Raw genomic sequence first — 25,800 nt, forward strand, 5'->3', positions numbered from 1 at the left:
TCAAAGAACGTCGCTGCGAGGAGCGTCTGGGAGGCGCCATAGCACGTTTGGCGCCGCGCTCACCCCATGCGGATGCGGGTCTGCCTTTCGGCCGTCTACTTCACGTTGGCGCGTTCGGCCGCCAGGCGCTCGGCCCGGGTGCGCTCATCGGCGGTCAATCCGGTGAGCGTCTGATCGAGCCACGCGTCCGATAATCCCTGCGCGGCAGCCGCGAGATTCCAGGCCGCCGCCTCGACAGGGTTCTTCTGAAGCCCGCGCCCGACCGCATAGAGACGCGAGACGCGGTTCTGCGCGATGGCGTTGCCGCGCGAGGCCGCGTGCAGGAAATAGCGGGCGGCGCGGGCCTCGTCCTTCGGTACGCCGGTGCCGTTGAACAACAGGATGGCGAACTCGACCTCGCCGGCGAGATCGCCGTTATCGGCGGCCTTGCGAAACCATTCGGCGGCCTGGGTCGGGTCTTTGGGCACGCCGCGGCCCTGGAGGTAGAGCACGCCGAGATCATGCTGGGCCGCACCGATCTCACCATCCGCCGCCTTGCGGAACAGGATCGCCGCGCGGGCCTGATCGTCCTCCTTGCCGATCCCCAGCAGGATCAGGGCGAGGTTGTAGGACGCCGTGGCGTCGCCCTTCTCGGAGGCCTGTTCGAGCCAACGCCGACCGGCCTTCATATCCTTAGGGCCGCCGCGTCCGTCGATGGACATCAGCCCGAGCGACGCCATCGCGTGAATGTCGCCCTGTGCCGCGGCGAGGCGATACCATTCGGCCGCCTTCACCGGATCCTGCTTGATGCCGAGGCCCTGGTTGTAGAGCTCACCGAGCAGCGTCATCGCCGCCGCGTCCTTGGAATCGGCACCGATCCGTTTCGTCGCCTCCCGGAAGGCCATCGTATACTGGCCACGCTGGTAAGCGCCGAAGGCGACGTCGGGGTTCTTCGTCGCCGTGGCCGGCCGGGCCCCCATCACGCCGGGGGTGTAGGGAGTCGGCAGATCCTTCAGCGGTGCCGTAAAGACTTCCTTCGTCACGGGCTTCTGAATTTCCAGAGGCTTCTGGGCATCGACGGGCTTGGCCGGCTCCGTCGGTGCGGCGAGCACGGCCGACGAAACCGACAAGGCGAGCCCGATTACGGCCAGACGACCCGCACCCTTCACGAAGCGGTCTCCGCGGCAGCGATGACCGCCTGGATCGCCGCGACGTCGGCCCCTTCGCCCATCCAGAGTGCGCTCTCGAGCCCGAGGAACTCGACGCCGAGGGCGACGATGGCCGCGACCTGCCCGGCCTCGTGCGCCACCGCGATGCACGGCGTCTCGAATATCTCGGTCCACCAGCCGGCGCGTTCCAGCACCGTCTCCGCATCGGGGGCGATACCGTCGGCATAGAGGCCGCCGAACATCACGTAATCGACGCCGGCCTCACCGGCCTCCATCGCCGCGTGCTTCTGCTCGTGACCGCCGGCCCCGAGGATGCGGCCGTCTTCGAGGCGTCCGCGCAACTCCCGCAAAACCCCATCCTTGGCTTTGTCGAGATGGACGCCATCGGCGCCGCCGCGCGCCGATACGCTGACGATGTCGCCGGGAAACCCGGTGCAGGACACGACGAGTGCCGCCCCCGTCGCCTGCACGGTAGGCGCCAGGCGCTTGACGAGATTGACCAGGCTGCGCTCGTCGGCCGGTGCCAGCCGCAAAACGACGGCGGCGACATCGCCCGCCGCGCAGGCTGCGGCGAGTGCAGTGGCGATGTGATCGGCGTCACCAGCCTCGACCCGGTGTGGGGTGAGCAGGGCGAGGCGGGTGCGGGGTTCGGACATGCGGGTCCTTCTGGCGAAATCGGCGCGCCTCAGCGCGCCGCGCCGATCTTCGGATTGAGTGAGCCGTCGGCGTAGCGCTTGGCCATGCTGGCAACGGAGACCGGGCGGATCTTCGAGCCCTGACCGGCCGTGCCGAACTCCTCGAAGCGCTGACGGCAGAGCTTCGTCATCGCCTCCATGGCGGGCTTCAGGTACTTGCGCGGGTCGAACTCGGCCTTGTTCTCGGCCAGTATCTTCCGGATCTGACCGGTCATCGCCATGCGGTTGTCGGTGTCGATGTTGATCTTGCGCACACCGTGCTTGATGCCGCGCTGGATCTCCTCCACCGGCACGCCCCAGGTCGGCTTCATCTCGCCACCGTACTGGTTGATGATGTCCTGCAGGTCCTGGGGCACGGAGGACGACCCGTGCATCACCAGATGCGTCGTGGGCAGGCGCCGGTGGATCTCTTCGATGACGTTCATGGCGAGCACGTCGCCGTCGGGCTGGCGGGTGAACTTGTAGGCGCCATGGCTAGTCCCCATCGCCACCGCGAGGGCATCGACCTTCGTCGCCTGGACGAACTTCACCGCCTCGTCGGGATCGGTGAGGAGCTGGTCGTGGCTGAGCACGCCTTCCGCACCGTGACCATCCTCGGCCTCACCCTCACCGCTTTCCAGAGAGCCGAGCACGCCGAGTTCGCCCTCTACCGATACGCCGGCCCAATGGGCCATCTCGGTAACCTTGCGGGTGATCTCGACATTGTAGGCGTAGTCGGCCGGGGTCTTGCCGTCGGCCTTTAGCGATCCGTCCATCATCACCGAGGTGAAGCCGTATTGGATCGCGGTGGCGCAGGTGGCCTCGTCGCTGCCGTGGTCGAGGTGCATGCAGACGGGGATGTGAGGATAGACCTCCACGAGGCCGTCGATGAGCTTGGCGAGCACGATGTCGTTGGCGTAGGCGCGCGCGCCCTTGCTCGCCTGCAGGATCACCGGCGAATCGGTCGCATCGGCCGCCGCCATGATGGCGAGCCCCTGCTCCATGTTGTTCATGTTGAACGCCGGCACGCCGTATTCGTGCTCGGCGGCATGGTCCAGGAGCTGCCTCAGGGTGATGCGGGCCATGGGTTTCTCCTCACGATCGACCGCCGCCGGGACGGTCCGCTGATTCTCGCGCCGGTTGGCGCCATCCCTCGAATTTCGTTCGTCTTGTCGGACCTCACAGGGTCCGTGGCAACCGGGAGGAGCGCCTTATCCGTAGCCTCCGCCAGCCTGACTTCATCCTGAAACGCCGCAGCACCGCTGTCTCAGAACGCAGGTGAAGGCGGAATCACCGAAAAGGCCTCAGCCCTTGGCGCGCAAGGCCTCGACGCCGGGCAATTCCTTGCCCTCCAGCCATTCGAGGAAGGCGCCGCCCGCCGTCGAGACATAGGAGAAAGTCTCGCCGACACCGGCATGGTTGAGGGCCGCGACCGTGTCGCCGCCGCCGGCCACGGATACCAGCTTGCCGGCAATCGTTCGCGCGGCCGCGTGCTGGGCGGCCGCCACCGTCGCGGCATCGAAGGGGGTAAGCTCGAAGGCGCCGAGCGGACCGTTCCAGACCAGCGTCGCGGCCTCGTCGATCGCCGCATTGATCTCGGTGACCGAGGCCGGACCGGCATCGAGGATCATGCCGCCCTCCGGCACCGCGTCGACCGCGACGGTCTCGTGGGCTGCGTTCGCCTTGAACTCCGAGGCCACCACCGCATCGGAGGGAAGAATGATCCGGCAATTCGCCGCCTTGGCTGCCGCGACGATGCGCAACGCAGTATCGGCCAGATCCTTCTCACACAGTGACTTGCCGACGGCTTTTCCCTGTGCGTGCAGGAAGGTGTTGGCCATGCCGCCACCGATCACCAGCATGTCGACCTTCGAGACGAGGTTCTCCAGAAGGTCGATCTTCGACGACACCTTGGCACCGCCCACCAGCGCGATGACCGGACGCTTTGGCGATTCCAGCCCCTTGGTGAGTGCATCGAGTTCCGCCTGCATCAGCCGACCGGCATAAGCCGGCAGCACGTGGGCGAGCCCCTCGGTCGAAGCGTGGGCTCGGTGCGCGGCCGAGAAGGCTTCGTTGACGTAGAGGTCGCCGTTGACGGCGAGCTGCTCCGTGAAGGCCGGATCGTTCTTCTCCTCGCCAGCGTGAAAGCGGGTGTTCTCGAGGAGCAGCACGTCGCCGTCCTTGAGCGCCGCCACCGCCGATGCCGCTGCGGGGCCGACGCAATCCTCGGCGAACGCCACGGGTCGGCCGAGATGCTCGGACAAAGTCGCGACCACCGGCTTGAGGGACTCGCTCGCCACCGGCTTTCCCTTGGGGCGGCCGAAATGCGCCAGCAGCACGACGCGGCCCCCCTTGTCGGCGATCTCTGCGATGGTCGGAACGATGCGCGCGATGCGGGTCGCATCGGTGACGCGACCGGTCTCCATCGGCACATTGAGGTCGACGCGCAGGAGTACGCGCTTTCCGGCAAGTGCGCCGGCATCGTCGAGGGTACGGAAAGCGGTCATCGTGGCCTGGAATCTTGGGTGGGATCGGACAGGATCAGCGCGGCGGCAGCAGCGCGTCGAGATGGAAGCGCTGGGCCGCAATGGTGAGCGCCACGGTGAGCACGGCGGTGATCACCGCTGTCAGCACCAGGGCACCCGAGCCGGGCAGGCCGCGGGTGCGGTCAGCCACCGCGCGGACCTCGCTGCGCAAGGCGGCGAGATCGCTCTGGCGGGCGGCCTCGTTCATGCGCGCGGCGGCTCCGTCCATCTTCTCCTCGACGCGCGACAGCAGCGCTTCCGAGCGGGCGTACTTGTCCTCGATCCGAGCGCACTTGTCCTCGATCCGGGCGAGCTGGTCGCCGCCCGGCACCGAGGACGCAGCCGAACCGATCGCCTCGGCCTTGCCGACCAATACCGGAACCGCGGCTGGCGGTGTGCTCGTCGCAGTCGCACCGAAGGTATCCGGCGTGCCTGGAATGAAGTCGCGTCCGGGGGAGGAAGTCTCTGTCATGTCAGGCACACCCTATTGTCGTCGGAAGCACGCGATCCATCCGGACCGGGGCTCTCATTCCGTCGTTCTGCATCACCGTTTTTCCGGAAAGTGAAACTCACTTCCCGGGGGATACCCTAGAGGAACTTGCCCATCGCCACGGCCGTGTCGGCCATGCGGTTCGAGAAGCCCCACTCGTTGTCGTACCAGGCGAGGATGCGCACGAAGGTCCCGTCCATGACCTTGGTCTGGTCGAGATGGAAAGTCGACGAATGCGGATCGTGGTTGAAGTCGATGGAGACGTTGGGCTGATCGGTATAGGCGAGGACGCCCTTGAGCGGGCCGTCGGCGGCCGCCCGGATCGCGGTGTTGATCTCCTCGACCGAAGTCGCGCGCTTGGCGGTGAACACCAGATCCACTGCGGAGACGTTCGGGGTCGGCACGCGGATCGAGGTGCCGTCGAGCTTGCCCTTCAGCTCCGGCAGCACGAGGCCGACGGCCTTGGCCGCACCGGTGGAAGTCGGGATCATCGACAGAGCGGCGGCGCGGCCCCGATAGAGGTCCTTGTGCATCTGGTCGAGCGACGGCTGGTCGTTGGTGTAGGAGTGGATCGTGGTCATGAAGCCACGCTCGATCCCGACCAGATCGTTGAGCACCTTGGCCACCGGCACGAGGCAGTTGGTGGTGCACGAGGCGTTGGAGATTACGAGGTGATCGGCGGTCAGCTTGTCGTGGTTGACGCCGTAGACCACCGTCAGGTCGGCCCCATCGGCGGGCGCCGACACGATCACGCGCTTGGCACCGGCCTCGAGATGGGCCTTCGCCTTGTCCTTCGAGGTGAAGATACCGGTGCATTCGAGCGCGATGTCGACACCGAGTTCGCGGTGCGGCAACTCGGCGGGGTTGCGCACGGCGGTGACCTTGACGCGCTTGCCGTCGATGACGAGGCAATCGCCGTCGACCTCCACCTTGGCGCCGAAGCGGCCGTGGATCGAATCGAAGCGCAGGAGATGGGCGTTGGTCTCGACCGGGCCGAGATCATTGATCGCCACGACCTCGATGTCCTTGCGGCCGGCCTCGTGGATGGCGCGAAGCACGTTGCGGCCGATGCGTCCGAACCCGTTGATGGCAACCTTCACCGACACGACGTGAATCCTTTACGATAATCGGGCACCGGCCTCGCCGCGCCCTCCAGCATTCAGATCGAAACGGCGAGCCCGAACGGCAAGCCTCGCTCCGTCGCCCGCTCTGTGCGAGTCCAGATTGAACGGCAGATGAATTGCGACCGGCGTCCGGACACCCGGGATCATCCGTAGACTGGACGATGGGCGGGAAGAACCTGAACGTGTCACGGGATACTGCATCCGGTCTGCGGCCGGCCGGTCTCTAACATGATGACAATGGCTGGCAAAGGTCGCATGGCAACGATGGGGCGGGTCCGTCACCCGCGATCGACGCGCCCTGCCGAAATTTTTGCGCATACCTGCGAAGCGTCCCCCTAAGCTCACCTCGGCGCTCGCCGATCCGAAGGAGGTTTCCCGTGTCCGAGGCCGTCGACCATGCGCTGCATCGTCTGGAGACCGTGCTGACCCGCCTGGAAGGTGCGGTGGCGCACCGGTTCGAGGCCGAGCGCGATCCGAGCGACCTCGAGACCGAGCTCGCGATCATGGGCGAGGACCGGGCACGGCTTGCCGCCGAGCTCGACGCGGCGAGCGCGCGCCTCGTCGAGGTCGAGGCGGCAGCCGACGATGTCGGTCTGCGTCTCGGCCGTGCGATCGAAGCCGTCGAAGGCGTCTTGGCGCCGTCCGGCGCGACCCGCTAACTCTGCCGACCACCCGACCGGAGACGCGATGCCCCAGATCAACGTCACCATCGACGGCAAGAGCTACCGCATGGCCTGCGCCGAAGGTGAGGAAGCTCACCTGACCGCCCTGGCCAACGGCCTCGACGCCCGCGTCAGCGAGATTCGCCGATCCTTCGGCGAGATCGGCGACATGCGCCTGCAGGTCATGGCCGCCCTGATGCAGGCCGACGAACTCGACGAGGTCAAGCGCCGGCTCGCCACCCTGGAAGGCGAGACCGCCGCCCTTCGCGAAAAGGTCGATTCGGCCGATTCCGTGCGCGCCACCGAGGAGGCGCGCATCGCCACCAGCCTCGGCCGTTGCGCCGAGCGAATCGAGCGGCTGGCCAACGCGATTTCGGCGGGGTGATCTGCGTTTACGCTGCGCGTTCCAGATCGAAGCCGAGACAGGCGAGCCGCACCGTCTTCGGCAGAAGATGCCGGCCAGCCTCATAGTACCGAACCATGCGGTTGGAGAGTCCGAGCGCCGTCGCGGCCGCCTCCTGAGTGAGGCCGCGCGCACTGCGCCATGCCTTGAGCCACGCAGCACCCTGGTCGAGCGCCAAGCGCCACAGCGTATCGGCAGCGACCTCCCTATCGTCGGACCCAGGCATGTCGTCGGACCAGCGGATGCTCCATCCGTATTCGCCGACCACCACACCCGCGAACGGTACGGCTCCGTCGGAGAGGGGTGCGAACACCGCGAAGCGCGCAAGATGATCGCGCAGATCGACTTGGCTCTCCGCTCCGTTCTTCCAAGTGATCACGACCGATCGTCCAGTGACGGCACGCACGGCCTTGATACTTTGCGGCTCCATCGCGTCATCCTCGCAAGGTGTTGAGCCGATCCCATTCGGCGTGAAGGCGTTCCACTTTGTCCTGAGCCCAGTCCATCGCCGCTCCGGCTTCGCCGATGCGCCCAGCGAGAACCGCAAAGCCATCGATCGCGATCAAGGCGCGCCAGCCTCTCCCCTCGATGTGGAAATGCGGTGGGTTGTGGTCATCGGCATAGATGGCGATCTTGCAGTTCGGGAAGCGCTGAAGCGTCGGCATCCCGCCCTCTTTTTTGCTGGAATGCCCGAAAACGATAGGCAACCATTGCCGATTTCGTCAATGAGAATACCGGCGTCGCAATGCGATTGCGCAATCCCGCGGATCTGGAGCGAACGTCCCCCCTGGCGCGGACGATGAGCCGACGCTACATAGGACGAGCGGGGCTGCCGAGTCCGTCAGGAGTACTTTTCCCCGGGGCCTTATCGACTCCCTAGGGAGCTGTCCCTGGCCCTGTCCCTGGACTCGGCCAATACGGCGCCCACCTACATTGTAGGTTCCCGGGATCGCAACTCCAACGGCTCACGTGGCTCCGCACCCAACCTCTCCGATCGCCGCCCTCAAGACCGACCTGCGCAATGCGGCACTCGCCCGGCGCGACGCCCTCGCAGCGCCGGCGCGCCATGCGGGCGCGCTCACCATCGCCGAGACGGTGATGGGCATTGCCCCTCTCGCACAGGCTGCGATCGTCGGAGCGTTCTGGCCGATCCGCAGTGAGGTCGACCCTCGTCCCTTGATCGAGCGTCTGTTCGCGCGCGGCCAGCGCGTGGCGCTGCCGAAGGTGACGCCGGACGGTCTGGTCTTCCGCGAATGGCGCGCCGGCGAAGCGCTGGTGTCGGGCCGATTCGGCCTCAGCGAACCGCGCGACGACCTGCCACCCCTCGACCCCACGGCCTTGATCGTGCCGCTCGCCGCCTATGACGAGCGCGGCCACCGCATCGGCTACGGACGTGGCTACTACGATCAGGCGATCGAACGCCTTTCGCGCAACGGGCCTGTGCTCACCATCGGCATAGCCTTCTCCGTCCAGGGGGTGGAGCATGTCCCAGCCGAATCGCACGACCAGCCCCTCGACCACCTCATCACCGAAGCGGGACCGGTCCCGCTGAAACGGACCTGACGACCCAGCGATGCGCCTCCTCTTCCTCGGCGACGTGGTCGGCCGCCCCGGCCGCCACGTGATCACGGACCGCCTGCCTGCCCTCCGGGAGCGGTGGCGCCTCGACTGCGTGGTGATCAACGGCGAGAACGCCGCCGGGGGCTTCGGCCTGACCGAAGCGATTTGCGACGAGCTGCTCCAGGCCGGTGCCGACGCGGTGACGCTGGGCAACCATTCGTTCGACCAGCGAGAGGCCCTGGTCTTCATCGCCCGGCAATCGCGGCTCGTGCGCCCGGCGAACTACCCGCCCGGCACTCCGGGTCGGGGCGCCACGGTGGTGGAAACCGCCAAGGGCGCGCGCGTCCTGGTCCTCAACGTCATGGGCCGCATCTACATGGATGCCCTCGACGACCCCTTCGCTTCGGCCGAGCGCGAACTTGCCGCGTGCCCGCTCGGGGAAGTTGCCGATGCCGTCATCGTCGACGTGCATGCGGAGGCGACCAGCGAGAAACAGGCGTTCGGGTACTTTCTCGACGGACGCGCCAGCCTCGTCGTCGGCACACACACCCACACGCCCACTGCCGATCATCGCATCCTGCCCGGCGGCACCGCCTACCTGTCGGATGCCGGCATGTGCGGCGATTACGATTCGATCCTCGGGATGCAGAAGGACGAGCCCCTGCGGCGCTTCCTTCAGAAGACGCCCGGCGCGCGCCTCGAATCCGCGCAAGGCAAGGGCACCCTGTGCGGGATCGCGGTGGAGACCGACGACCGCACGGGGCTCGCCAAGTCCGTGGCCGCCGTGCGTCTCGGGCCGCACCTCGAAGAGACGTGGCCGCGCGACTGGGATTAGGGCCATTCCATCGGGGATGAGCACAGAGGCGGCTTGATCGTCGGGGAGGCTGCGGCCAATGTGCCCGCATGTTCGCACCGGCGCCCGTCTTGGCGTGGGGACTCCCAAAAAATCCTGCGTGACGAGTGCCCGAGCCGATGGCGACCCCTCCCGCGACCGCAACGCTTGCCAAGCCAGGCATCTATCTCGTGCGGATGCTGGTGTTCCTCATCCTGGTCGGCTTTCTGGCCTTCGTCCTGTTCCGGCAGATCACTCCGGCTTTCCTCGCCAATCCGGGATTGAACGGGCTGATCCTCGGCGTCCTGCTCATCGCCGTGATCCTGGCCTTCGGGCAGGTTTTTCGCCTGTACCGCGAAGTCGGCTACGTCACCGCGGTGGCCGCCGGCGAGAGCCCGAGCAAGGTCCCGCCGCTGCTGGCCCCCCTCGCCCCGGCCATCAGCGCGCGTCAGGATGGCGTTACCCTCCCCACCGTCCGGGCCTCCCTCGACACCGTGGCGGCGCGTCTCGACGAAGGCCGCGAGATCCTGCGCTATGTCGCGGGATTGCTCATCCTGCTCGGCCTGCTCGGCACCTTCTGGGGCCTGATCGACACGCTGAGCGCGGTCGGCTCGGTCATCAAGACCATGCGGGGCGGCGGCGAGGCCTCCGCCATGTTCGACGAGTTGAAGAACGGCCTCGCCGTGCCGCTCTCGGGCATCGGCCTTGCCTTCTCGGCCTCCCTGTTCGGCCTTTCCAGCTCCCTCATCACTGGCTTCCTGGATCTCCAGGCGGGTCAGGCCCATGCCCGCTTCCACAACGAGCTGGAGGATTGGCTGGTCTCGGGCGAAACACCGGCCACCGCCATACCGGTGCTCACCCCGCGAGCGGCACCGACACCGGTGCCCGTGCAGGAGCCGGCCTCGGCCCGTGAGCTTCAGGAAGCCGTCGATCGGCTGACGGCGGTGGTCGCAGAGGGCGCCAACGGGCGGGTGGCGACGCAGGCGATGACCAATCTCGCCGAGGGCATCCAGGGCCTCGTCCAGCACATGCGCGCCGAGCAGCAGATGATCCGCGATTGGGTGGAGGCGCAGGCGAGCCGCGAGCGCGAGCTGAAGCAGGTGCTCGACCGCCTCGGCCGCGAGCGGGTCTGACATGGCCTCCCTGCGCGCGCGTCGCGACCGGAGCCTCAACGTCTGGCCGGGCTACGTCGATGCCCTGGCGACCCTGCTCCTCGCCGTGGTCTTCCTGCTGACGATCTTCGTGGTCGGCCAGTTCTTCCTGTCCCAGGAGATCACCGGGCGCGATTCCGTGCTGACCCGGCTCAACCGGCAGATCGCCGACCTGACCGACCTGCTCGCTCTGGAACGCTCCACCCGCAAGGCGCAGGAGGAGAAGGCATCGTCCCTGCGCAACACCCTGCTGGGGGCCGAAGCGGAGCGCGACCGATTCAAGAGCGTCGCCGAATCGAGCCAGGGAGCCGCCGGCAAGCAGGGCGAACTCGACAAGCAACTCGCCGCCGAGCGCGCCGGCTCGACCCGCGCCCTGTCGCAGATCGACCTGCTCAACGAGCAGATCGGTGCCATGCGTCGGCAATTGGCCGCCTTGGAGGATGCGCTCGCGGCCTCCGAAAACCGCGACAAGGAGAGCCAGGCCCGCATCGCCGATCTCGGCAGCCGTCTCAACGTGGCCCTCGCCCAGAAGGTGCAGGAACTCGCGCGCTATCGCTCCGACTTCTTCGGCCGCCTGCGCCAGATCCTCGGCAACCGTCCCGACATCCGCATCGTCGGCGACCGGTTCGTCCTGCAATCCGAGGTGCTGTTTCCGGCGGGCTCGGCCAGCCTGAAGCCCGAGGCCGGGCCGGAGCTCGACCGCATCGCTGGCGCGATCCTCGACCTGTCGAAGCAGATTCCCGCCGATATCCCGTGGGTGCTGCGCATCGATGGTCACACCGATGCGCGGCCCATCGCCAGCACGCAATTCCCGTCGAACTGGGCCCTGTCGGCCGCCCGGGCCATCGCCGTGGTGCAATCCATGGCGGCCAAGGGAATCCCGCCCCAGCACCTGCTGGCGGCCGCATTCGGCGAGTTCCAGCCGCTCGAGGCCGGCACCACCGACGAGGCCTATGCCCGCAACCGCCGGATCGAGATGAAGCTGACCGAGCGCTGAGCCCGAGCGCTCACGTGCCGGCCAGAACGTCCGGATAGGCGAACAGCCCCGGTACGCCACCGGTCATGACGAACAGAATCGCCGATCCGGGCGCGTAGTGGCCCGCCCGCACGTCCTGCAACAATCCGGCAAATGCCTTGCCGCTGTAGACGGGATCGAGGAGCAATCCTTCGGTGCGGGCCATCAGGCGGACGGCCTCCAGCATCCCGTCGGTGGGAATGCCGTAGCCGGCTCCGCGATGGCTTCCGTCGATGACGATATCCGCCGCCGTGAGGGTGGCGCCGGGCGTGAGGAGGGCGAGGGTCGCGTTCGCCTTCTGCAACGTCTCGGCAGCCGCGTCGGCTTCGGTGGCGAGCACCGCGAAGGATTTGACCAGGGTCGGCGGGCTCCCGGCGGCGGCAAAGCCGGCGGCAAGGCCCGCATGGGTCCCGGCGCTGCCATTGGCGGTGATCACTTGTGCGAAGGCGATGTCCATCGCGGCGGATTGCGCCAGGATCTCGGCGGCACAGGCAGCATAGCCAAGGCTGCCCACCGGGCTCGATCCACCGGAGGGGAACACGTAGACGCCCCGCCCCTGCTCTCGAAGTACCCCGGCGCGCGCCTCGGCCAGCGCCAGCGAATCTGCGTCGGCCGGTAATTCATGGACGGTGGCGCCAAAGATGTCGTCGAGCAGACGATTGCCGTTGCGCATATACGCGGCATCGATGCGCGGCACGCTGCGGGTGAGGAAGAGCTCGCAGGCGAACCCGGCCCGCGCGGCTGCCGCCGCGGTGAGCCGGGCGTGGTTCGATTGGATCGCCCCCACGGTGATCACCGTATCGGCCGCCTCGGCACGGGCGGCGCCGAGCAAGAATTCGAGCTTGCGCAGCTTGTTGCCGCCGATGCCGAAACGGGCGAGGTCGTCGCGCTTCACGTACAGGCGCACGCCGTTGAGCGCGGGACCGAGATGGCGGCTCAGCGCCTCCAGCGGCTCGATCGGCGTCGGCAGGTCGAGGAAGTTCAGGCGGGGAAACAGCGAGAGATCGAGCATGGCCGAGGGTTCTACTCCGCCGGCTGAGCTTCGAGCCGCGCACGCGCTTCCGTGACCCGCGCCATCCCGTCCGGGCTGCCGGTCATTTGCAGGGCATCGGTAAACTGCAGCGCGGCGAGCTGGGCATAGAGCGCGCCCTGCGCCAGCAGGCTCTCATGGGTACCCGATTCGACGATCCGTCCCCCGTCGAGCACGAGGATGCGGTCGGCCGCCCGGATCGTGGCGAGGCGATGGGCGATGACCAGGGTGGTGCGCCCGCGCATCAGCGTATCGAGGGCATTCTGCACCGCGCGCTCGCTCTCGGCGTCGAGGGCCGAAGTCGCCTCGTCGAGGAGCAGGATCGGCGCATCCTTCAGGATCGCTCGGGCGATGGCGACGCGCTGGCGCTGGCCACCTGACAGCGTAACACCGCGCTCGCCCACCGCCGTGTCGTAGCCCTGCGGCAGCGCCCGGATGAAGCCGTCGGCATGGGCGAGTTCCGCGGCACGCTGTACCTGCGCCGCCGTGGCGTCGGGGCGCCCGTAGCGGATGTTCTCGATCACCGAGCCGGAGAACACCGTGGGGTCCTGCGGCACCAGGGACAGGCGCTCGCGCAACGAATCGGGATCGGTGCGGGCGATGTCGACGCCGTCGACGCGGATGCAACCCGTTTGTGGGTCGTAGAACCGCAACAGCAATTGCAGCACCGTGGTCTTGCCGGCGCCCGAGGGACCGACGAGGGCGACGCGCTCGCCCGGCGCGATGGTGAAGCTGATCCCGTCGAGCGAAGGGTATTCGGGCCGGGTCGGATATTGGAAGCGAACCGATTCGAACGCCACTTCGCCGCGTGGCGGCGACGGCAGCGCCAGTGGCTGGGCCGGTGCCCGGATCGCCGGCTCGGCGGCCAGGATCTCGCCGAGGCGCTCGGCGGCACCGGCGGCTTGCGCGAGTTCGCCGTAGACCTCGGAAAGTTGGCCGAGGGCGCTGGCGCCGAAGACGGCGTAGAGCACGAATTGCGAAAGCTGCCCGGCGGTCATGGTGCCGGCCAGAACCTCTTGGGCGCCGTACCACATCACGCCAACGACGCTGGCCGAGATAAGGAAGATCGCCACACCGGTGAGCAGCGCACGCGCCTGGATCGATTCGCGAGCGGCGCCGTAGGCGTTCTCCGATGCCTGGGCGAAGCGCGCCGCGGTGGTGCGGCTCATGCCGAAGGCCTGCATGGTGCGAATCGCACCGACCGCTTCGGCAGCGTAGGCCGACGCATCGGCGAGCCGGTCCTGCGCCGCGCGCGAGCGGCGGCGAACGCCGCGCCCCGAGAGAATGAGCGGGAACACGATCAGGGGGATCGCCACCAGCACCAGGATCGAGAGCTTGGGGCTCGTGAACACCATCATCACGATGGCGCCGGTGAACAGGAAGGCGTTGCGCAGCAGGATCGAGATGCTGACGCCGAACACCGCCTTCACCTGGGTCGCGTCCGCGGTGAGGCGGGAGACGATCTCGCCCGATTGCGAGCGGTCGAAGAAGGCGGGATCGAGGATGGTGAGGCGGGCGAAGACGGCGCTGCGCAGATCTGCGACCACGCGCTCGCCCAAGGTCACCACGGTGTAGTAGCGCGCGCCACTCGACAGGGCGAGTACGGCGACGACGCCGATCAGCCCCGCAAAATAAGCGTTGATGACGCTCTGGCCCTCGGGCGAGAAGCCGTGGTCGATGACCCGGCGCAAGGCAATCGGCACGACGAGGGTGGCGAGAGAGGCCATCAGCAGCGCCAGGAACGCCGCTAGGATGCGCCCACGATAGACCACCGCGAAGGGCACCAGCGGGCGCAGCGAGCCCAGGGGAGCCTTCGAACGCCCCTCGGCGGAAGCGTTTTTCTTAGGGCCGCGTGCCATCGTGCCTCGTCATTGTTTGTGTCGGGATAGCGACGAACCGTCGATCTCTCGGATCGGCTGCTTGTCGGGCGCGAGCGCCTGGGGTATAGGCGCGCCTTCATCCGATTGCGCGTGATCTATGGCCGCGGGCCGCCAGACGGGCCGGTCGGCTTGGCTATTCAAGGATTTCGTCATGGCAAAGAGCGCGGCCGACAAGGCCAAGGGTACCGAGCATCCCGACTATCACTTCATCAAGGTCGTGATGACCGACGGGTCCGATTACATGACCCGCTCGACCTACGGCAAGGAGGGCGACACCCTCAACCTCGACATCGATCCCAACACGCACCCGGCCTGGACCGGCGGCGAGCAGAAGATGCTCGATCGCGGTGGTCGCGTTTCGCGGTTCAACTCCCGCTTCGGCGCGCTGTCCTTCGGCAAGAAGTAGGCTGTCGGGCGTCGCCGCCATAGAGCGGCGGCATCAAGGATCGATACGAAAAAGGCGGCGCTTCGGCGCCGCCTTTTTCGTATCGGAAAGGAGGAGAGCAGCCGCTCAGTGCGCCATGCCGAAGGCGGAGCGCAGAAGCCCCTGCTGGGCCGCCACCGGGCTCTCCACCGCCACCGGCGTCGGCCGGTCGTTGGTGATCAGCGCGTCGAGATGGACGATGCGGGTGTGGAGGCGGCGCGAGCGGACGATCAGATCCTGCAGGGTGGCGGGCAGCACGCCGAACACCTCGGCCCGGAAGGTCTCGGGGGTGGTCAAGCGCACGCGGGTCTTCTCCTGCATCGCCTCGGCCGGGGTCAGCTCCCCTTCCGACACCGCACGCTGCACCAGGAGCCAGGACGCGATCTGCATCAGGCGTGTTGTGAGGCGCATGCTCTCGCTGGAATAGTTGAGCGTGCCGTCCCGCGACATCAGGCGCGACTCTTCACGGCCCACGCCGTCGAGATAGGCGGCGGCCTCCTCGACCATGGTCATCCCTTCACGAAACAGAACCTTGAACGCCTCGGAGGCCACGTAGGTGTCGCCGAAGTTCACCCAATCGCGCTCGTCCCGGAACATGACGTCGAACCCGCTCATGGTGCCTCCTGTGCCGCGGCCGGACCGGTCTCGTTCCAAAATGGAACGAAGGCGGCGCGTTTGCATCCATTGGCGCAACTCTAGCGCCGAACCGCACGCCGCGCGCCGTTGACCGTTTATTAACGTTAATCGGGGGCCGCCGGTGCCGGCGCGTCACGCGAGTCACGTTGCGCGATCCATCGAGATTGATTGACTCGGACGAGCCCATCCGCCATAAGCCGCGCCATCGCGACGCGGCGCCCCCTATGGGCGCTCTTCGCGCTTGCAGACACATTTTTAGGGCGAGTGAGGATGTCGGCGTGGCCTTAGAGCCTACGACATCGATCCTCTGCCAATCGGAGATCTCGCCGTGAAAAGAACCTATCAGCCCAGCAAGCTCGTGCGTAAGCGTCGTCACGGCTTCCGCGCCCGCATGGCGACCGCCGGCGGCCGCAAGGTCATCGCTGCCCGCCGTTCGCACGGCCGTAAGAAGCTATCGGCTTAAAAACAGACAAGGCGTGCCGTCGCGACGGCGCGTTGCGGATGCATTCGGCCTCGCGCCGCAGGACCGGACCGACAGTGTCGACGATCGGACGGCTCACGCGTCGCTCTGAGTTTCTGGCTGCCGCGAGCGGTCGCCGGTTTCACAACGAGCGGATGTCGGCGCAAGGACTGCTGCGCGGCGCGGATGCCGCTTCGGCTGATGGTCTTCGCATCGGTTTCACCATCACCAAACGCGTCGGCCACGCGACGGAGCGCAACCGCATCCGCCGGCGCTTGCGTGCGGCTTTGACCGCAACGGCGGAGGCGCTGCCCGTGCTCGCCGCCGACGTCGTCCTCGTCGCCCGGCGACCTGCCTTGCACGCATCCTTCGATACTCTGATCGACGATCTGCGCCGCGCCGTCTCCGTGGTCACGAAACCGCAGCCACCCAAGTCCGGCGATGCGCGCCCTCCGTCCAAACGGCCGTCCACCAGCGGACGTGGACGAGGAAAGGCCGCGGCCGCCTCGGCTGGCGGTTTGCCGACTCCTCCTTTATCAGCCTCGAACGTAGCGGATGCCGCCGCGACCGGCACGCTGCCGGATCGCGCCCACGCGCCCTCCCCCCATTCCAACGTATGCGACGGACCGACCGATGGGTAATGACAAGACGAACATGATCGTCGCGATCGCCTTGTCGCTGGCGGTCCTGCTCGGCTGGAACTACTTCATTGCCGCCCCGCGCGTGGAGCAGCAGCGCCAAGCCGCACTTCAGGACAAGGCCGCATCCTCCACGGTGGACGGTGTACCGAGCCCGAGCCCGAAGGAGGGCGGCCCGGCCAATCCGGTGCCCGGTACCCTGCCCAACACTCAAGGCGCGGTGGAGCCCCGCGAGGCGGTGATCGCTCGCGCGCCCCGCGTGACCATCGATACCCCGGCCCTCGCCGGATCGATCGCGCTCAAGGGCGGCCGGATCGACGACGTCTCGCTGAAAAACTACCACGAGACCGTCGACGACAAGAGCCCGCGCATCGTGCTGCTCTCGCCCACCGGTACCGCCAACCCGTATTACGCGGAGTTCGGATGGGTCGGCCAGAATACCGGGCCGCTGCCCAACGGCGACACGGTGTGGACCGCCGACGGCACCACCCTCGCGTCGGGCAAGCCGGTGACGCTGACCTACGACAACGGCGCCGGTCTGCTGTTCAAGCGCGTCATCGCCGTCGACGACAAGTTCATGTTCACCGTCCGCGACGAGGTCGAGAACAAGGGAACGAAGGCGGTCAATCTCTATCCGTACGGGTTGGTCTCGCGCTGGGGCAAGCCGCACACCCAGGGCTATTACGTCCTCCACGAGGGCATGATCGGTGTCCTGGGCGCCGACGGCCTGCAGGAATATACCTACGACCACCTCGCCAAGGAGCCCGCGCTCGGCAACGTGTCCACCAAGGGCAAGTCTTGGACCGGTGTCACCGGCGGATTCGTCGGCATCACCGACAAGTACTGGGCCGCGGCCACCATTCCCGACCAGTCGGCGGCCTATACCGGCAGCTTCACCGAGCGGACCGATGGCGCCACCAAGGTCTATCAGGCCAACGTGCTCGGCGGCGTCCAGACGGTCGAACCCGGCGCCACGGCGTCCGCGACCCAGCAGCTCTTCGCCGGGGCGAAAGAAGTCAACACGATCAACAACTACCAGAAGGATCTCGGCATCAAGCAGTTCGATCTGATGATCGACTGGGGCTGGTTCCACTTCATCACCAAGCCGATGTTCCGGGCTCTGGACTTCTTCTTCCACCTGTTCGGCAATTTCGGCGTGGCGATTCTGGTGGTGACGCTCTGCCTCAAGACGCTGTTCCTGCCCATCGCCAACAAGTCGTACAAATCCATGGCCAAGATGAAGGCCGTGCAGCCGGAGATGGCCTCGATTCGCGAGCGCTACGGCGACGACAAGGTGAAGCAGCAACAGGCGATGATGGAGCTTTACAAGAAGGAGAAGATCAACCCGGTCGCCGGCTGCTGGCCGGTGCTGATCCAGATCCCGGTGTTCTTCGCGCTCTACAAGGTCCTGTTCATCACCATCGAGATGCGGCACGCGCCGTTCTTCGGCTGGATCCAAGATCTGGCGGCGCCCGATCCGACGAACATCCTCAACCTGTTCGGACTTCTGCCGTTCGCGGCCCCAGACCTGTTCCACCTCGGCGTCTGGCCCATCATCATGGGCATCACGATGTTCGTCCAGATGAAGATGAATCCCGCGCCGCCGGACCCGGTCCAGGCGCAGATCTTCACCTTCATGCCGATCGTGTTCACCTTCATGCTCGGTTCGTTCCCGGCCGGCCTGGTGATCTACTGGGCGTGGAACAACACCCTCTCGGTCATCCAGCAATACGTCATCATGCGTCGTAACGGCGTGAAGGTGGAGCTGTGGGACAACCTTTCGGGGATGTTCAAGAAGAAGCCCGCCGGCAAGAACGCCGTCGCCAAGAGTTGATCCGCCGGCGGATCTTCGTTCTTCGAACATCCCACCACCCTCATCCTGAGGTACGGCCAAGCGGCCTCGACGGAGCCCTCTGGTTCTCCCTGAGAACTCGAGAGGCCTCCGTCGAGGCCTTCTTCACGAAGGCGCCTCGGGATGAGGCGCCCAGCTAGGGCGACCTGACAGAAGCCTGCCTTCCGGAGCCCTTCCATGACCGATCTCGAAGCCGACGCGGCCCTCCTCGAATCTGGCCGCCTGTTGTTCGCAGGTGCGGCCGATTTCATTTCGTCGGCGCCCACCGTAGTGGCGCTGCCGCCAATGAAGGGCGTCGAGATCGCGTTTGCGGGCCGCTCGAACGTCGGCAAGTCGAGCCTCGTCAACGCGCTCACCGGCCGCAACACCCTGGCGCGGACCTCGCACACGCCGGGCCGGACGCAGCAGCTCAACTTCTTCGACATCGGCGGCCGGCTGACCCTGGTCGACATGCCCGGCTACGGCTACGCGGCGGTGGAGAAGACCAAGGTCGAGGCCTGGACCGACCTGATCCACGATTACCTCAAGGGCCGCGCCAACCTCGCGCGCGTCTTCATGCTGATCGATTCGCGGCACGGCCTGAAGGGCATCGACATCGACGTGCTCGACGGCCTCGATCAGGCCGCGGTGAGCTATCAGGTGGTGCTCACCAAGGGTGATGCGCTCAAGAAGGCGGAGATCGAGGCGCGGATCGAGAAGACCCGCGAGGCGCTGTCGAAACGCCCGGCGGCCTACCCGGAAATCCTGATCACCTCAAGCCGCGACGACCGCGGCGTGCCGGAACTGCGCGCCAGCGTCGCGCGGCTGTTGCAGGAGCGCGGGGCGTGACCTTTCCCGACCGCATCCTGCTGGTTCTCGGCGCGCTGGCCGGCCTGCTCGGCGTGGCCGCCAGTGCGGCGGCGGCCCATGTCACCGGGGCCGACAGCCTCAAGACCGCCGCGCAGTTTTTGCTGTTTCACGCGCCCGTCATTCTGAGCCTTGTGGCGCTCTCGGCAACCGGCACCACCCACCGTGGCCTGACGCGGCTCGCAGCCGGTGCCCTGGTCATCGGTCTGGCCCTGTTCTCAGGCGACCTCGCCCTGCGGGCGCTGCACGGCGTCCCGTTGTTCCCCATGGCGGCCCCAAGCGGCGGAATCCTGCTGATGGCGGGCTGGCTGATGGTGGCGATAGCTGCCTTCGTTCCGGTGAGGCGCTGAGCGCACCTGGGATACGGCGATCCGTATGAGCCTCGTTTTTAACGAACAGACCAAGCTTCTCGCCACAGCGCTGAACACAGCGGCGACATCCTGCTTCACCGTGGGAATCGCGACCCCGGTGGCGGGCTACATCTACAATGTCAGCAATCTACAGACGACGTTGAGCCCCTGGTCGTTGGGCCTCGGTGTTGCAGGTTGGCTTATCGCTGCCATCATCCTACATTTGTTGGCACGGCGCACCTTGAAGGAGCTTAAGCCATGAGCGAGCTCGCCATCCTCGCATTCGTTGTAACGCCCACCATCGTTGTGGTGATGGGCTACGTTGCGGTGCGTCTCCATGAAGCCGCCGGGCGCCGACAGGCGCATGCTCCTACGCCACCAGTCGAATTGCGCCACGGCCCGCAGCCGCGATAGCTGCGGGACCTCAGGGTCAGGCCCTATCGGATCAGCGGCGGCAATTGCGGCGACGAGCCCGCCGGCAACGCAGTCTGTGCCATGTTCAGGGTCATGGCCAGCAGGGTGTAATAGCCGTTGATCCCGGCCATATCGATGGCGCCCTGCTCTCCGAACTTCTCCAGCACGCGCTTGTAGGTCACGTCGCTCACCGCCTTGTTGCGGTGAAGCTCGGTCGAGAACGCGTAGGTCAGCGCCTCCTCCTCGCCCATCACGTCGGGGCGGCGGCCCTCTTGGATCGCCGTGACGATCGCTGGGTCGAGCCCCGCCTTCAGCGCGATCGGCTGGTGGATGTGCCACTCGAGCTGCTGGGTCCATTCCCGCGCCGTGATCAGGATGATGAACTCGGACAGGCGCAGCGGCAGCGCGCTGCGGTAGCGCAGGTGCAGCCCCATGTTGCTGGCATTGGTCATCAGTTCGGGGCTGCGCAGCAGCGGCACGAACGGCCCGAAGACCGGCACCTTGCGGGCGGCGAGGAAATCCTCTGACGCTTTTTTCTGGGTGTCGGTGAGCTTGTCGGCCGGAATATCCGGCAGGCGATCCTGGGCGACCACGGGTAGGTTCCCGAGCAGGAGGACGGACAGGATCGGCAGGATCGCTGCGCGCATGGACTTTGGCTTTCGTGAGGGAATGGACGCAGGTCGAGCTAAGCCGGCATGACCGGCGGATGATAGGTCAGCGTGAAGGCCAGCGCCCACAGCAGGAACAGCACGATCGGCAGGTGGACGAGGAGCTGCAGGAAGCTGAAGCCGACGATATCGCGCGCCTTGAGGCCGAGGATGCCGAGGAGCGGCAGCATCCAGAACGGGTTGATCAGGTTCGGCAGCGCCTCGGCGGCGTTGTAGACCATCACCGCCCAGCCGAGATGGACCTGCAGCTCGTTGGCCGCCTGCATCACGTAGGGCGCTTCCAGCAACCACTTGCCGCCGCCCGACGGAACGAAGAAACCGAGCACCGCCGAGTAGACGCCCATCGAGATCGGGAAACTACCGGTGGTGTTGAGGCTGACGAAGGCGTGGGTAATCACCTCCGAGACCGATGTTCCGGCCGCGTTCTTGGGGCCGGTGAGCATCGCGCTGATCGCCGCATAGAGCGGGAACTGGATCAGGATGCCGGCGGTGGCCGGCACAGCCTTGGCCACCGCAGTAAGAAAGCGCTTGGGTCGCCAATGCAGGAGCAGGCCGAGGGTGAGGAACAGCAAGTTGTAGGTGTTCAGGTTCGAGATCGCGGTGATCCACGATTGCCGGGCGAATTCCTGCACGATCCAGCCGCCGGCGATCACCACCAGCAGCAAGGTCAGGATCGGGGAATGCTCGAGCCATTCGCCGGGCTGGGTCGGGCGCCCAAGATCGGGCGTCTCACGGGCGACGGTGACGCCGAGATCCTCCGCCGTCACCGCCGTGGCGGGACGCGGGGCGGAGGCATAGGCGATGACGATCGAGATTACGAACAGGATCAGCGCGATCAGCATCGACTGCCACAGGAAGATGGTCTCGCTGAACGGGATCACGCCGGTGATCGGCAGCAAAGCCTTCGGCAGGCTCGCGGCGTTCGCCTGAAGCTGGGCGGCGGAAGAACTGAGGCCCATGGCCCAGGTGGCGCCGAGTCCGAGATAGGCGGCAGCTCCGGCCGCGCGGTAATCCATCCGCAATTCGGTGCGGCGGGCCAGGGCCCGGGCGAGAAGGCCGCCGAAGATCAGGCTCAGGCCCCAGCTCAGGAACGAGGACAGCATGGTGGCCGCCGCGATGAAGCCGACGGCGCCGCGCCCGGTCTTGGGGATCGACGCCAGCTTGTCGATGAGGGCCTGCACCGGAGGCGCAGTGGCCACGACGTAGCCGCCGATGGTCACGAAGGCCATCTGCATGGTGAAGGGGATCAGGCTCCAAAATCCGTCGCCGAAGCTTTTCGCGATGGCCGCCGGGGCGGCACCGTTGGCGAAGGCGCCGAGCGCGACGATCACCACCGCGATCGCCACGAAGATAAAGGCATCCGGGAACCACTTCTCGGCCCAGGCCGTGAAGCGAATGCCGGCCCGCGAGAGTGCCCCCTCGGTGACGGAGCCGTCAGCCCCCTGCGCCGGCCCCGGCTTTGATGTCGGCATCTGACTGTCCATGGAGATCGGGCGCGGGGATGCGCCGTGCGGGGCGTATGTTGCTCAAAGCCCCCGGCCGCTCAAGCGACACCGACACCCGAACGCGCGTTATAATGCGAAATTCGGTATACCATGGCCGGATCGTCACCCATCGGCACGAGCTCGACGCAGACGCGGATCGATCGCAGGAATCGTCGCGGAGATTTCAGGCTTCCTTGAGGGTTCCGCCCTCAAGCTCCCGCGAACTGCTGAACGACACACTGCACGGAGGTCACCCGGTGGCCGACATCTCGAAGACGCGAGACCTCGACGCGATGATGGCCGAACGGCGCAGCCGTCCGGGCCTGGTGCGGGACCTCACCGATGGACCCTCGGCGAAAGCCAAGGACGGGCGCGTGTTCCTGTCGCCGTTGGGCTGGCTCGTAGCGGTCTTCTGCCAGATCGGCCTCGTCGTGGCGATCGTTCTCGGCGCCCTCGCGATACCGCCGATCTGGTCGTGCCGCGATCACGATCAACGCGGCTTCTTCGCAGGAGACACGTTCACCGCATGCGCCACGCAAGGCATCGGCGCGCGGATGACGCAGTTCGATCAGTCCGTGCGCCGTCTGATCCTCGGCTCGGGACGATAGGATTCGATCGGGGCGTCACGGCCAGACGAGCCGCGACGCCTTATCCGATCAGTTCAGCAGCACGCTCGGCGGCCGCCGCTCGGTGCTGACTCCATCCTCACCCACCACGAGGCCGAGCGGCCCCATCCGGACCGGCACGGATTCGCCATCGTGGACCTTGCCCGACAGAAGCTGTTCGGCGAGCCGGTCCTGAACCGCCTTCTGGATCACCCGCTTCAAGGGGCGCGCCCCGTAGGCCGGGTCATAGCCCTTGTCGGCGAGCCAGTCGCGAGCGTCGGCATCGACGTCGATGATGATCTTGCGCTCGTCGAGGAGCTTCTGCAGGCGCAGGAGCTGGATATCGACGATTGCCCCCATCTCCGACCGCTTGAGCCGGTGGAACAGGATGATCTCATCGATCCGGTTGAGGAATTCCGGCCGGAAGTGGTGGCGGACCACCCCCATCACTTCGTCGCGGACGCCATCGGTGTCGTCACCGTCGGCCTGGTTCACCAGATACTCCGAACCGAGATTCGAGGTCATGATCAGGAGCGTATTGCGAAAGTCTACGGTACGCCCCTGCCCGTCCGTCAGGCGCCCATCATCGAGCACCTGCAGGAGCACGTTGAACACATCGGGATGCGCCTTCTCGACCTCATCGAACAGCACGACCTGATACGGTCTGCGCCGCACCGCCTCGGTGAGCGCGCCGCCCTCCTCGTAGCCGACATAGCCCGGAGGGGCGCCGATGAGGCGGGCGACCGAGTGCTTCTCCATGTATTCCGACATGTCGATCCGCACGAGGGCGGTGTCGTCGTCGAACAGGAAGCCGGCCAGCGCCTTGGTCAGCTCGGTCTTGCCGACACCCGTCGGCCCGAGGAACATGAACGAGCCGATCGGCCGGTTCGGGTCCTGCAGGCCGGCGCGTGCGCGTCGGACCGCGGTGGAGACCGCCTCAACCGCCTCGCGTTGGCCGACGACGCGCTTGCCGAGCGCCGCCTCCATGGCCAGGAGCTTGTCGCGCTCGCCCTCCAGCATCTTGTCGACGGGCACGCCGGTCCAGCGCGAGACCACGCCCGCGATATGGGCCGGCGTCACCGCCTCCTCGACCATGCCGTCGCGCACGATGGCGCTCTCGGCCTGAGCCTCGATGGCCGCAAGCTGCTTCTCCAGGCCCGGAACCACGCCGTAGGCGAGCTCGCCGGCGCGCTGATACTGGCCTTGCCGCTGGGCGTTGGCGAGTTCGGTACGGGCCTCGTCGAGCTTCTTCTTGAGGTCGGCGGCGGCGCCGAGCTTGTCCTTCTCGGCCTTCCAGCGCGACGTGATCGCGGACGATTCCTCCTCGAGATCGGCCAGTTCCTTCTCGAGCCGCACCAAGCGGTCGCGGGAGGCGGAATCGGTCTCCTTCTTGAGGGCCTCCCCCTCGATCTTCAGGCGGACAATCTCACGATCGATGTTGTCGAGCTCCTCGGGCTTGGAATCGACCTGCATGCGCAGGCGCGATCCGGCCTCGTCCATCAGGTCGATGGCCTTATCGGGAAGGAAGCGGTCGGTGATGTAGCGGTTCGACAGGGTGGCGGCGGCGACCAAAGCGGCATCCTGGATGCGGACGCCGTGGTGCTGCTCGTACTTTTCCTTGATGCCGCGCAGGATCGAGATCGTATCCTCGACGGTGGGCTCCGAGACGAACACCGGCTGGAAGCGCCGGGCCAGGGCCGCATCCTTCTCCACGTGCTTACGATACTCGTCGAGGGTGGTGGCGCCGACGCAATGCAGCTCGCCACGCGCCAGCGCGGGCTTCAGCAGGTTCGAGGCGTCCATCGCCCCGTCGGCCTTTCCAGCCCCAACCAAGGTGTGCATTTCGTCGATGAATAGGATGATGCCGCCATCCGCCGCGGTGACCTCGGCGAGCACGCTCTTCAGCCGCTCCTCGAACTCACCCCGGTATTTCGCGCCGGCAATCAGCGAGCCCATATCGAGCGCCAGCAGGCTCTTGTCCTTGAGCGATTCCGGCACGTCGCCATCGACGATGCGCAGTGCGAGCCCCTCGACGATGGCAGTCTTGCCCACGCCCGGTTCGCCGATGAGGACGGGATTGTTCTTGGTCCGCCGCGACAGAACCTGAATCGTGCGACGAATTTCTTCGTCGCGGCCGATCACCGGGTCGAGTTTGCCCTCGCGCGCCGCCTCGGTGAGATCGCGGGCGTATTTCTTGAGCGCGTCGTAGGCGTTCTCGGCGGTGGCGTTGTCGGCGGTGCGTCCCTTGCGCAGGGCGTTAATCGCGCCGTTGAGCGAGGCCGCGGTGACGCCGGCCGCAGCCAGCGCCCGACCCGCCTCGGTGTCCTTTTCCACGGCAAGCGCCAGCAGCAGGCGTTCCACCGTGACGTAGCTGTCGCCAGCCTTCTCGGCCGCCTTCTCGGCGGTGTCGAAGAGGCGCACGAGTTCGCGCGTCGCCTGCGGTTGCGAAGAATTGCCCGATACCTTCGGCTGCTTGGTCAGCCAGGTTTCGACCTGGGCTAGAGCCACGCGCGACTGCCCGCCGGCGCGGTCGATGAGCCCGGCGCACAAGCCCTCGGGGTCGTCGAGAAGCACTTTCAGGAGGTGCCCCGGCTGCAATTGCGGGTGGCCCTCGCGCATCGCGAGGGTCTGCGCCGACTGGACGAAGCCGCGGGCGCGTTCGGTGTAGATCTCGAAATTCATGGTGTGCACTTTCCCGTGTCGAACGTCCGCCGCCCGCGTAGCGCGGCACGGCCTTGCCGAAACGTCGCCTCCCGGCTCATGCCGCGAAGACCCCGGCTCCCTCCTCGGCAGCCGGTGATCCGGATGTAGTGTTGCAATTTCGCACCACAAGGGTATCGGCGCGGAAGTCGATCAACGATCGGTGAGGCGAGCCGCCGTTTCGTCAGAGTGGTTCCCGCGGGGCTTGCAACAGGGCCGCTTCCGAGGC

General features: G+C 66.8%; 28 protein-coding genes and 1 other RNA gene. 15 read left to right on the forward strand and 14 right to left on the reverse strand.

The window, feature by feature from the left end; all coding sequences use genetic code 11:
• Positions 1–95 precede the first annotated feature (95 nt).
• The 6 genes from G3T14_RS08905 to gap form a co-directional block, all read right to left on the reverse strand.
• Positions 96–1,148 carry a tetratricopeptide repeat protein gene (locus G3T14_RS08905; protein WP_348645242.1) on the reverse strand — a complete coding sequence of 351 codons (1,053 nt, stop codon included), beginning with the start codon at positions 1,146–1,148 and terminating at the stop codon, positions 96–98.
• Positions 1,145–1,804, reverse strand: a complete 660-nt coding sequence (locus tag G3T14_RS08910) for a thiamine phosphate synthase (RefSeq protein WP_163641933.1) — start codon at positions 1,802–1,804, stop codon at positions 1,145–1,147. Before G3T14_RS08910 ends, G3T14_RS08905 begins: the two co-directional genes overlap by 4 nt.
• 29 nt (positions 1,805–1,833) lie before the next feature.
• Positions 1,834–2,907 carry a class II fructose-bisphosphate aldolase gene (fba, locus tag G3T14_RS08915; protein WP_163641934.1) on the reverse strand — a complete coding sequence of 358 codons (1,074 nt, stop codon included), beginning with the start codon at positions 2,905–2,907 and terminating at the stop codon, positions 1,834–1,836.
• A gap of 219 nt (positions 2,908–3,126) precedes the next feature.
• Entirely contained in the window at positions 3,127–4,329 is a 1,203-nt protein-coding gene (locus tag G3T14_RS08920) for a phosphoglycerate kinase (RefSeq protein ID WP_163641935.1), read from the reverse strand.
• A gap of 34 nt (positions 4,330–4,363) precedes the next feature.
• Positions 4,364–4,819 (reverse strand): hypothetical protein, encoded by a 456-nt coding sequence (locus G3T14_RS08925; protein ID WP_163641936.1) that lies wholly within the window; start codon positions 4,817–4,819, stop codon positions 4,364–4,366.
• A 116-nt stretch (positions 4,820–4,935) separates the two neighbouring features.
• Positions 4,936–5,943, reverse strand: coding sequence for a type I glyceraldehyde-3-phosphate dehydrogenase (gap, locus tag G3T14_RS08930; protein WP_163641937.1), 1,008 nt, complete (start codon positions 5,941–5,943; stop codon positions 4,936–4,938).
• A 395-nt stretch (positions 5,944–6,338) separates the two neighbouring features.
• Between gap and G3T14_RS08935 the strand changes: the two genes are divergently transcribed.
• The gene (locus tag G3T14_RS08935) at positions 6,339–6,620 is read left to right on the forward strand and encodes a DUF4164 domain-containing protein (protein WP_163641938.1); all 282 of its coding nucleotides are present in this window, start codon (positions 6,339–6,341) and stop codon (positions 6,618–6,620) included.
• Between the two features lie 28 nt (positions 6,621–6,648).
• Positions 6,649–7,008: a cell division protein ZapA gene (locus G3T14_RS08940; protein WP_163641939.1), complete on the forward strand. Its 360-nt coding sequence runs from the start codon at positions 6,649–6,651 to the stop codon at positions 7,006–7,008.
• 7 nt (positions 7,009–7,015) lie between these two features.
• Here the strand turns inward: G3T14_RS08940 and G3T14_RS08945 are convergent, their stop codons facing one another.
• Both G3T14_RS08945 and G3T14_RS08950 read right to left on the reverse strand, forming a co-directional pair.
• Complete coding sequence (locus G3T14_RS08945; protein WP_163641940.1) at positions 7,016–7,456, reverse strand: helix-turn-helix domain-containing protein; 441 nt, start codon at positions 7,454–7,456, stop codon at positions 7,016–7,018.
• Positions 7,457–7,460: 4 nt separating this feature from the next.
• A complete protein-coding gene (locus G3T14_RS08950; RefSeq protein ID WP_204262745.1) occupies positions 7,461–7,691 on the reverse strand; it encodes a DUF4160 domain-containing protein in 231 nt (76 codons plus the stop codon).
• A gap of 158 nt (positions 7,692–7,849) precedes the next feature.
• On the opposite strand from G3T14_RS08950, the gene ssrS reads away from it, so the two are divergent.
• The 5 genes from ssrS (at position 7,850) to G3T14_RS08975 (ending at position 11,566) form a co-directional block, all read left to right on the forward strand.
• A non-coding RNA gene (gene ssrS, locus G3T14_RS08955) (6S RNA) lies at positions 7,850–8,006 on the forward strand.
• Complete coding sequence (locus tag G3T14_RS08960) at positions 7,996–8,589, forward strand: 5-formyltetrahydrofolate cyclo-ligase (RefSeq protein ID WP_163641941.1); 594 nt, start codon at positions 7,996–7,998, stop codon at positions 8,587–8,589. Before ssrS ends, G3T14_RS08960 begins: the two co-directional genes overlap by 11 nt.
• Before the next feature lie 10 nt (positions 8,590–8,599).
• A complete protein-coding gene (locus G3T14_RS08965; protein WP_163641942.1) occupies positions 8,600–9,421 on the forward strand; it encodes a TIGR00282 family metallophosphoesterase in 822 nt (273 codons plus the stop codon).
• 137 nt (positions 9,422–9,558) lie between these two features.
• Complete coding sequence (locus G3T14_RS08970) at positions 9,559–10,551, forward strand: MotA/TolQ/ExbB proton channel family protein (RefSeq protein WP_163641943.1); 993 nt, start codon at positions 9,559–9,561, stop codon at positions 10,549–10,551.
• Between the two features lies 1 nt (position 10,552).
• Positions 10,553–11,566: a peptidoglycan -binding protein gene (locus tag G3T14_RS08975; RefSeq protein ID WP_163641944.1), complete on the forward strand. Its 1,014-nt coding sequence runs from the start codon at positions 10,553–10,555 to the stop codon at positions 11,564–11,566.
• 10 nt (positions 11,567–11,576) lie between these two features.
• Here G3T14_RS08975 and G3T14_RS08980 read toward each other — a convergent pair whose 3' ends face one another.
• Both G3T14_RS08980 and G3T14_RS08985 read right to left on the reverse strand, forming a co-directional pair.
• On the reverse strand, positions 11,577–12,596 hold the full coding sequence (locus tag G3T14_RS08980) for a D-cysteine desulfhydrase family protein (RefSeq protein WP_163641945.1): 1,020 nt from the start codon (positions 12,594–12,596) through the stop codon (positions 11,577–11,579).
• An 11-nt stretch (positions 12,597–12,607) separates the two neighbouring features.
• Entirely contained in the window at positions 12,608–14,473 is a 1,866-nt protein-coding gene (locus G3T14_RS08985) for an ABC transporter transmembrane domain-containing protein (protein ID WP_163641946.1), read from the reverse strand.
• Between the two features lie 172 nt (positions 14,474–14,645).
• Between G3T14_RS08985 and rpmE the strand changes: the two genes are divergently transcribed.
• Positions 14,646–14,900: a 50S ribosomal protein L31 gene (rpmE, locus tag G3T14_RS08990; RefSeq protein WP_018045309.1), complete on the forward strand. Its 255-nt coding sequence runs from the start codon at positions 14,646–14,648 to the stop codon at positions 14,898–14,900.
• 105 nt (positions 14,901–15,005) lie between these two features.
• On the opposite strand, the gene G3T14_RS08995 is transcribed toward rpmE, so the two are convergent.
• Positions 15,006–15,533, reverse strand: coding sequence for a DUF1465 family protein (locus G3T14_RS08995; protein ID WP_163641947.1), 528 nt, complete (start codon positions 15,531–15,533; stop codon positions 15,006–15,008).
• A gap of 349 nt (positions 15,534–15,882) precedes the next feature.
• Between G3T14_RS08995 and rpmH the strand changes: the two genes are divergently transcribed.
• The 6 genes from rpmH (at position 15,883) to G3T14_RS09025 (ending at position 19,962) form a co-directional block, all read left to right on the forward strand.
• Complete coding sequence (gene rpmH, locus G3T14_RS09000) at positions 15,883–16,017, forward strand: 50S ribosomal protein L34 (protein ID WP_018045311.1); 135 nt, start codon at positions 15,883–15,885, stop codon at positions 16,015–16,017.
• A 74-nt stretch (positions 16,018–16,091) separates the two neighbouring features.
• On the forward strand, positions 16,092–16,655 hold the full coding sequence (rnpA, locus tag G3T14_RS09005; RefSeq protein ID WP_163641948.1) for a ribonuclease P protein component: 564 nt from the start codon (positions 16,092–16,094) through the stop codon (positions 16,653–16,655).
• The gene (gene yidC / locus G3T14_RS09010) at positions 16,648–18,486 is read left to right on the forward strand and encodes a membrane protein insertase YidC (RefSeq protein ID WP_163641949.1); all 1,839 of its coding nucleotides are present in this window, start codon (positions 16,648–16,650) and stop codon (positions 18,484–18,486) included. The genes rnpA and yidC overlap by 8 nt, the downstream gene beginning before the upstream one ends.
• A gap of 195 nt (positions 18,487–18,681) precedes the next feature.
• Positions 18,682–19,332 carry a ribosome biogenesis GTP-binding protein YihA/YsxC gene (gene yihA / locus G3T14_RS09015; RefSeq protein WP_163641950.1) on the forward strand — a complete coding sequence of 217 codons (651 nt, stop codon included), beginning with the start codon at positions 18,682–18,684 and terminating at the stop codon, positions 19,330–19,332.
• On the forward strand, positions 19,329–19,700 hold the full coding sequence (locus G3T14_RS09020; RefSeq protein WP_163641951.1) for a DUF423 domain-containing protein: 372 nt from the start codon (positions 19,329–19,331) through the stop codon (positions 19,698–19,700). The genes yihA and G3T14_RS09020 overlap by 4 nt, the downstream gene beginning before the upstream one ends.
• 25 nt (positions 19,701–19,725) lie before the next feature.
• Positions 19,726–19,962 (forward strand): hypothetical protein, encoded by a 237-nt coding sequence (locus tag G3T14_RS09025; protein ID WP_163641952.1) that lies wholly within the window; start codon positions 19,726–19,728, stop codon positions 19,960–19,962.
• Between the two features lie 175 nt (positions 19,963–20,137).
• Here G3T14_RS09025 and G3T14_RS09030 read toward each other — a convergent pair whose 3' ends face one another.
• Entirely contained in the window at positions 20,138–20,761 is a 624-nt protein-coding gene (locus G3T14_RS09030; protein WP_163641953.1) for a carboxymuconolactone decarboxylase family protein, read from the reverse strand.
• A 38-nt stretch (positions 20,762–20,799) separates the two neighbouring features.
• The gene (locus G3T14_RS09035; protein WP_246733117.1) at positions 20,800–22,254 is read right to left on the reverse strand and encodes a TIGR00366 family protein; all 1,455 of its coding nucleotides are present in this window, start codon (positions 22,252–22,254) and stop codon (positions 20,800–20,802) included.
• 269 nt (positions 22,255–22,523) lie between these two features.
• On the opposite strand from G3T14_RS09035, the gene G3T14_RS09040 reads away from it, so the two are divergent.
• Positions 22,524–22,874, forward strand: coding sequence for a hypothetical protein (locus G3T14_RS09040; protein ID WP_163641955.1), 351 nt, complete (start codon positions 22,524–22,526; stop codon positions 22,872–22,874).
• A gap of 48 nt (positions 22,875–22,922) precedes the next feature.
• On the opposite strand, the gene clpB is transcribed toward G3T14_RS09040, so the two are convergent.
• Positions 22,923–25,553: an ATP-dependent chaperone ClpB gene (clpB, locus tag G3T14_RS09045; RefSeq protein WP_163641956.1), complete on the reverse strand. Its 2,631-nt coding sequence runs from the start codon at positions 25,551–25,553 to the stop codon at positions 22,923–22,925.
• Between the last annotated feature and the right edge of the window lie 247 nt (positions 25,554–25,800).

Source organism: Methylobacterium sp. BTF04 (genome assembly GCF_010692745.1).
GTDB lineage: Bacteria > Pseudomonadota > Alphaproteobacteria > Rhizobiales > Beijerinckiaceae > Methylobacterium.

Bases quoted from the DNA above. Each gene is read 5' to 3' on its own strand.
- G3T14_RS08910 (WP_163641933.1), bottom strand. From the start codon at position 1,804: ATGTCCGAACCCCGCACCCGCCTCGCCCTGCTCACCCCACACCGGGTC.
- fba (WP_163641934.1), bottom strand. From the start codon at position 2,907: ATGGCCCGCATCACCCTGAGGCAGCTCCTGGACCATGCCGCCGAGCAC.
- G3T14_RS08920 (WP_163641935.1), bottom strand. From the start codon at position 4,329: ATGACCGCTTTCCGTACCCTCGACGATGCCGGCGCACTTGCCGGAAAG.
- G3T14_RS08925 (WP_163641936.1), bottom strand. From the start codon at position 4,819: ATGACAGAGACTTCCTCCCCCGGACGCGACTTCATTCCAGGCACGCCG.
- G3T14_RS08940 (WP_163641939.1), top strand. From the start codon at position 6,649: ATGCCCCAGATCAACGTCACCATCGACGGCAAGAGCTACCGCATGGCC.
- G3T14_RS08945 (WP_163641940.1), bottom strand. From the start codon at position 7,456: ATGGAGCCGCAAAGTATCAAGGCCGTGCGTGCCGTCACTGGACGATCG.
- G3T14_RS08950 (WP_204262745.1), bottom strand. From the start codon at position 7,691: ATGCCGACGCTTCAGCGCTTCCCGAACTGCAAGATCGCCATCTATGCC.
- G3T14_RS08965 (WP_163641942.1), top strand. From the start codon at position 8,600: ATGCGCCTCCTCTTCCTCGGCGACGTGGTCGGCCGCCCCGGCCGCCAC.
- G3T14_RS08970 (WP_163641943.1), top strand. From the start codon at position 9,559: ATGGCGACCCCTCCCGCGACCGCAACGCTTGCCAAGCCAGGCATCTAT.
- G3T14_RS08975 (WP_163641944.1), top strand. From the start codon at position 10,553: ATGGCCTCCCTGCGCGCGCGTCGCGACCGGAGCCTCAACGTCTGGCCG.
- G3T14_RS08980 (WP_163641945.1), bottom strand. From the start codon at position 12,596: ATGCTCGATCTCTCGCTGTTTCCCCGCCTGAACTTCCTCGACCTGCCG.
- G3T14_RS08985 (WP_163641946.1), bottom strand. From the start codon at position 14,473: ATGGCACGCGGCCCTAAGAAAAACGCTTCCGCCGAGGGGCGTTCGAAG.
- rpmE (WP_018045309.1), top strand. From the start codon at position 14,646: ATGGCAAAGAGCGCGGCCGACAAGGCCAAGGGTACCGAGCATCCCGAC.
- G3T14_RS08995 (WP_163641947.1), bottom strand. From the start codon at position 15,533: ATGAGCGGGTTCGACGTCATGTTCCGGGACGAGCGCGATTGGGTGAAC.
- yidC (WP_163641949.1), top strand. From the start codon at position 16,648: ATGGGTAATGACAAGACGAACATGATCGTCGCGATCGCCTTGTCGCTG.
- yihA (WP_163641950.1), top strand. From the start codon at position 18,682: ATGACCGATCTCGAAGCCGACGCGGCCCTCCTCGAATCTGGCCGCCTG.
- G3T14_RS09025 (WP_163641952.1), top strand. From the start codon at position 19,726: ATGAGCCTCGTTTTTAACGAACAGACCAAGCTTCTCGCCACAGCGCTG.
- G3T14_RS09030 (WP_163641953.1), bottom strand. From the start codon at position 20,761: ATGCGCGCAGCGATCCTGCCGATCCTGTCCGTCCTCCTGCTCGGGAAC.
- G3T14_RS09035 (WP_246733117.1), bottom strand. From the start codon at position 22,254: ATGCCGACATCAAAGCCGGGGCCGGCGCAGGGGGCTGACGGCTCCGTC.
- clpB (WP_163641956.1), bottom strand. From the start codon at position 25,553: ATGAATTTCGAGATCTACACCGAACGCGCCCGCGGCTTCGTCCAGTCG.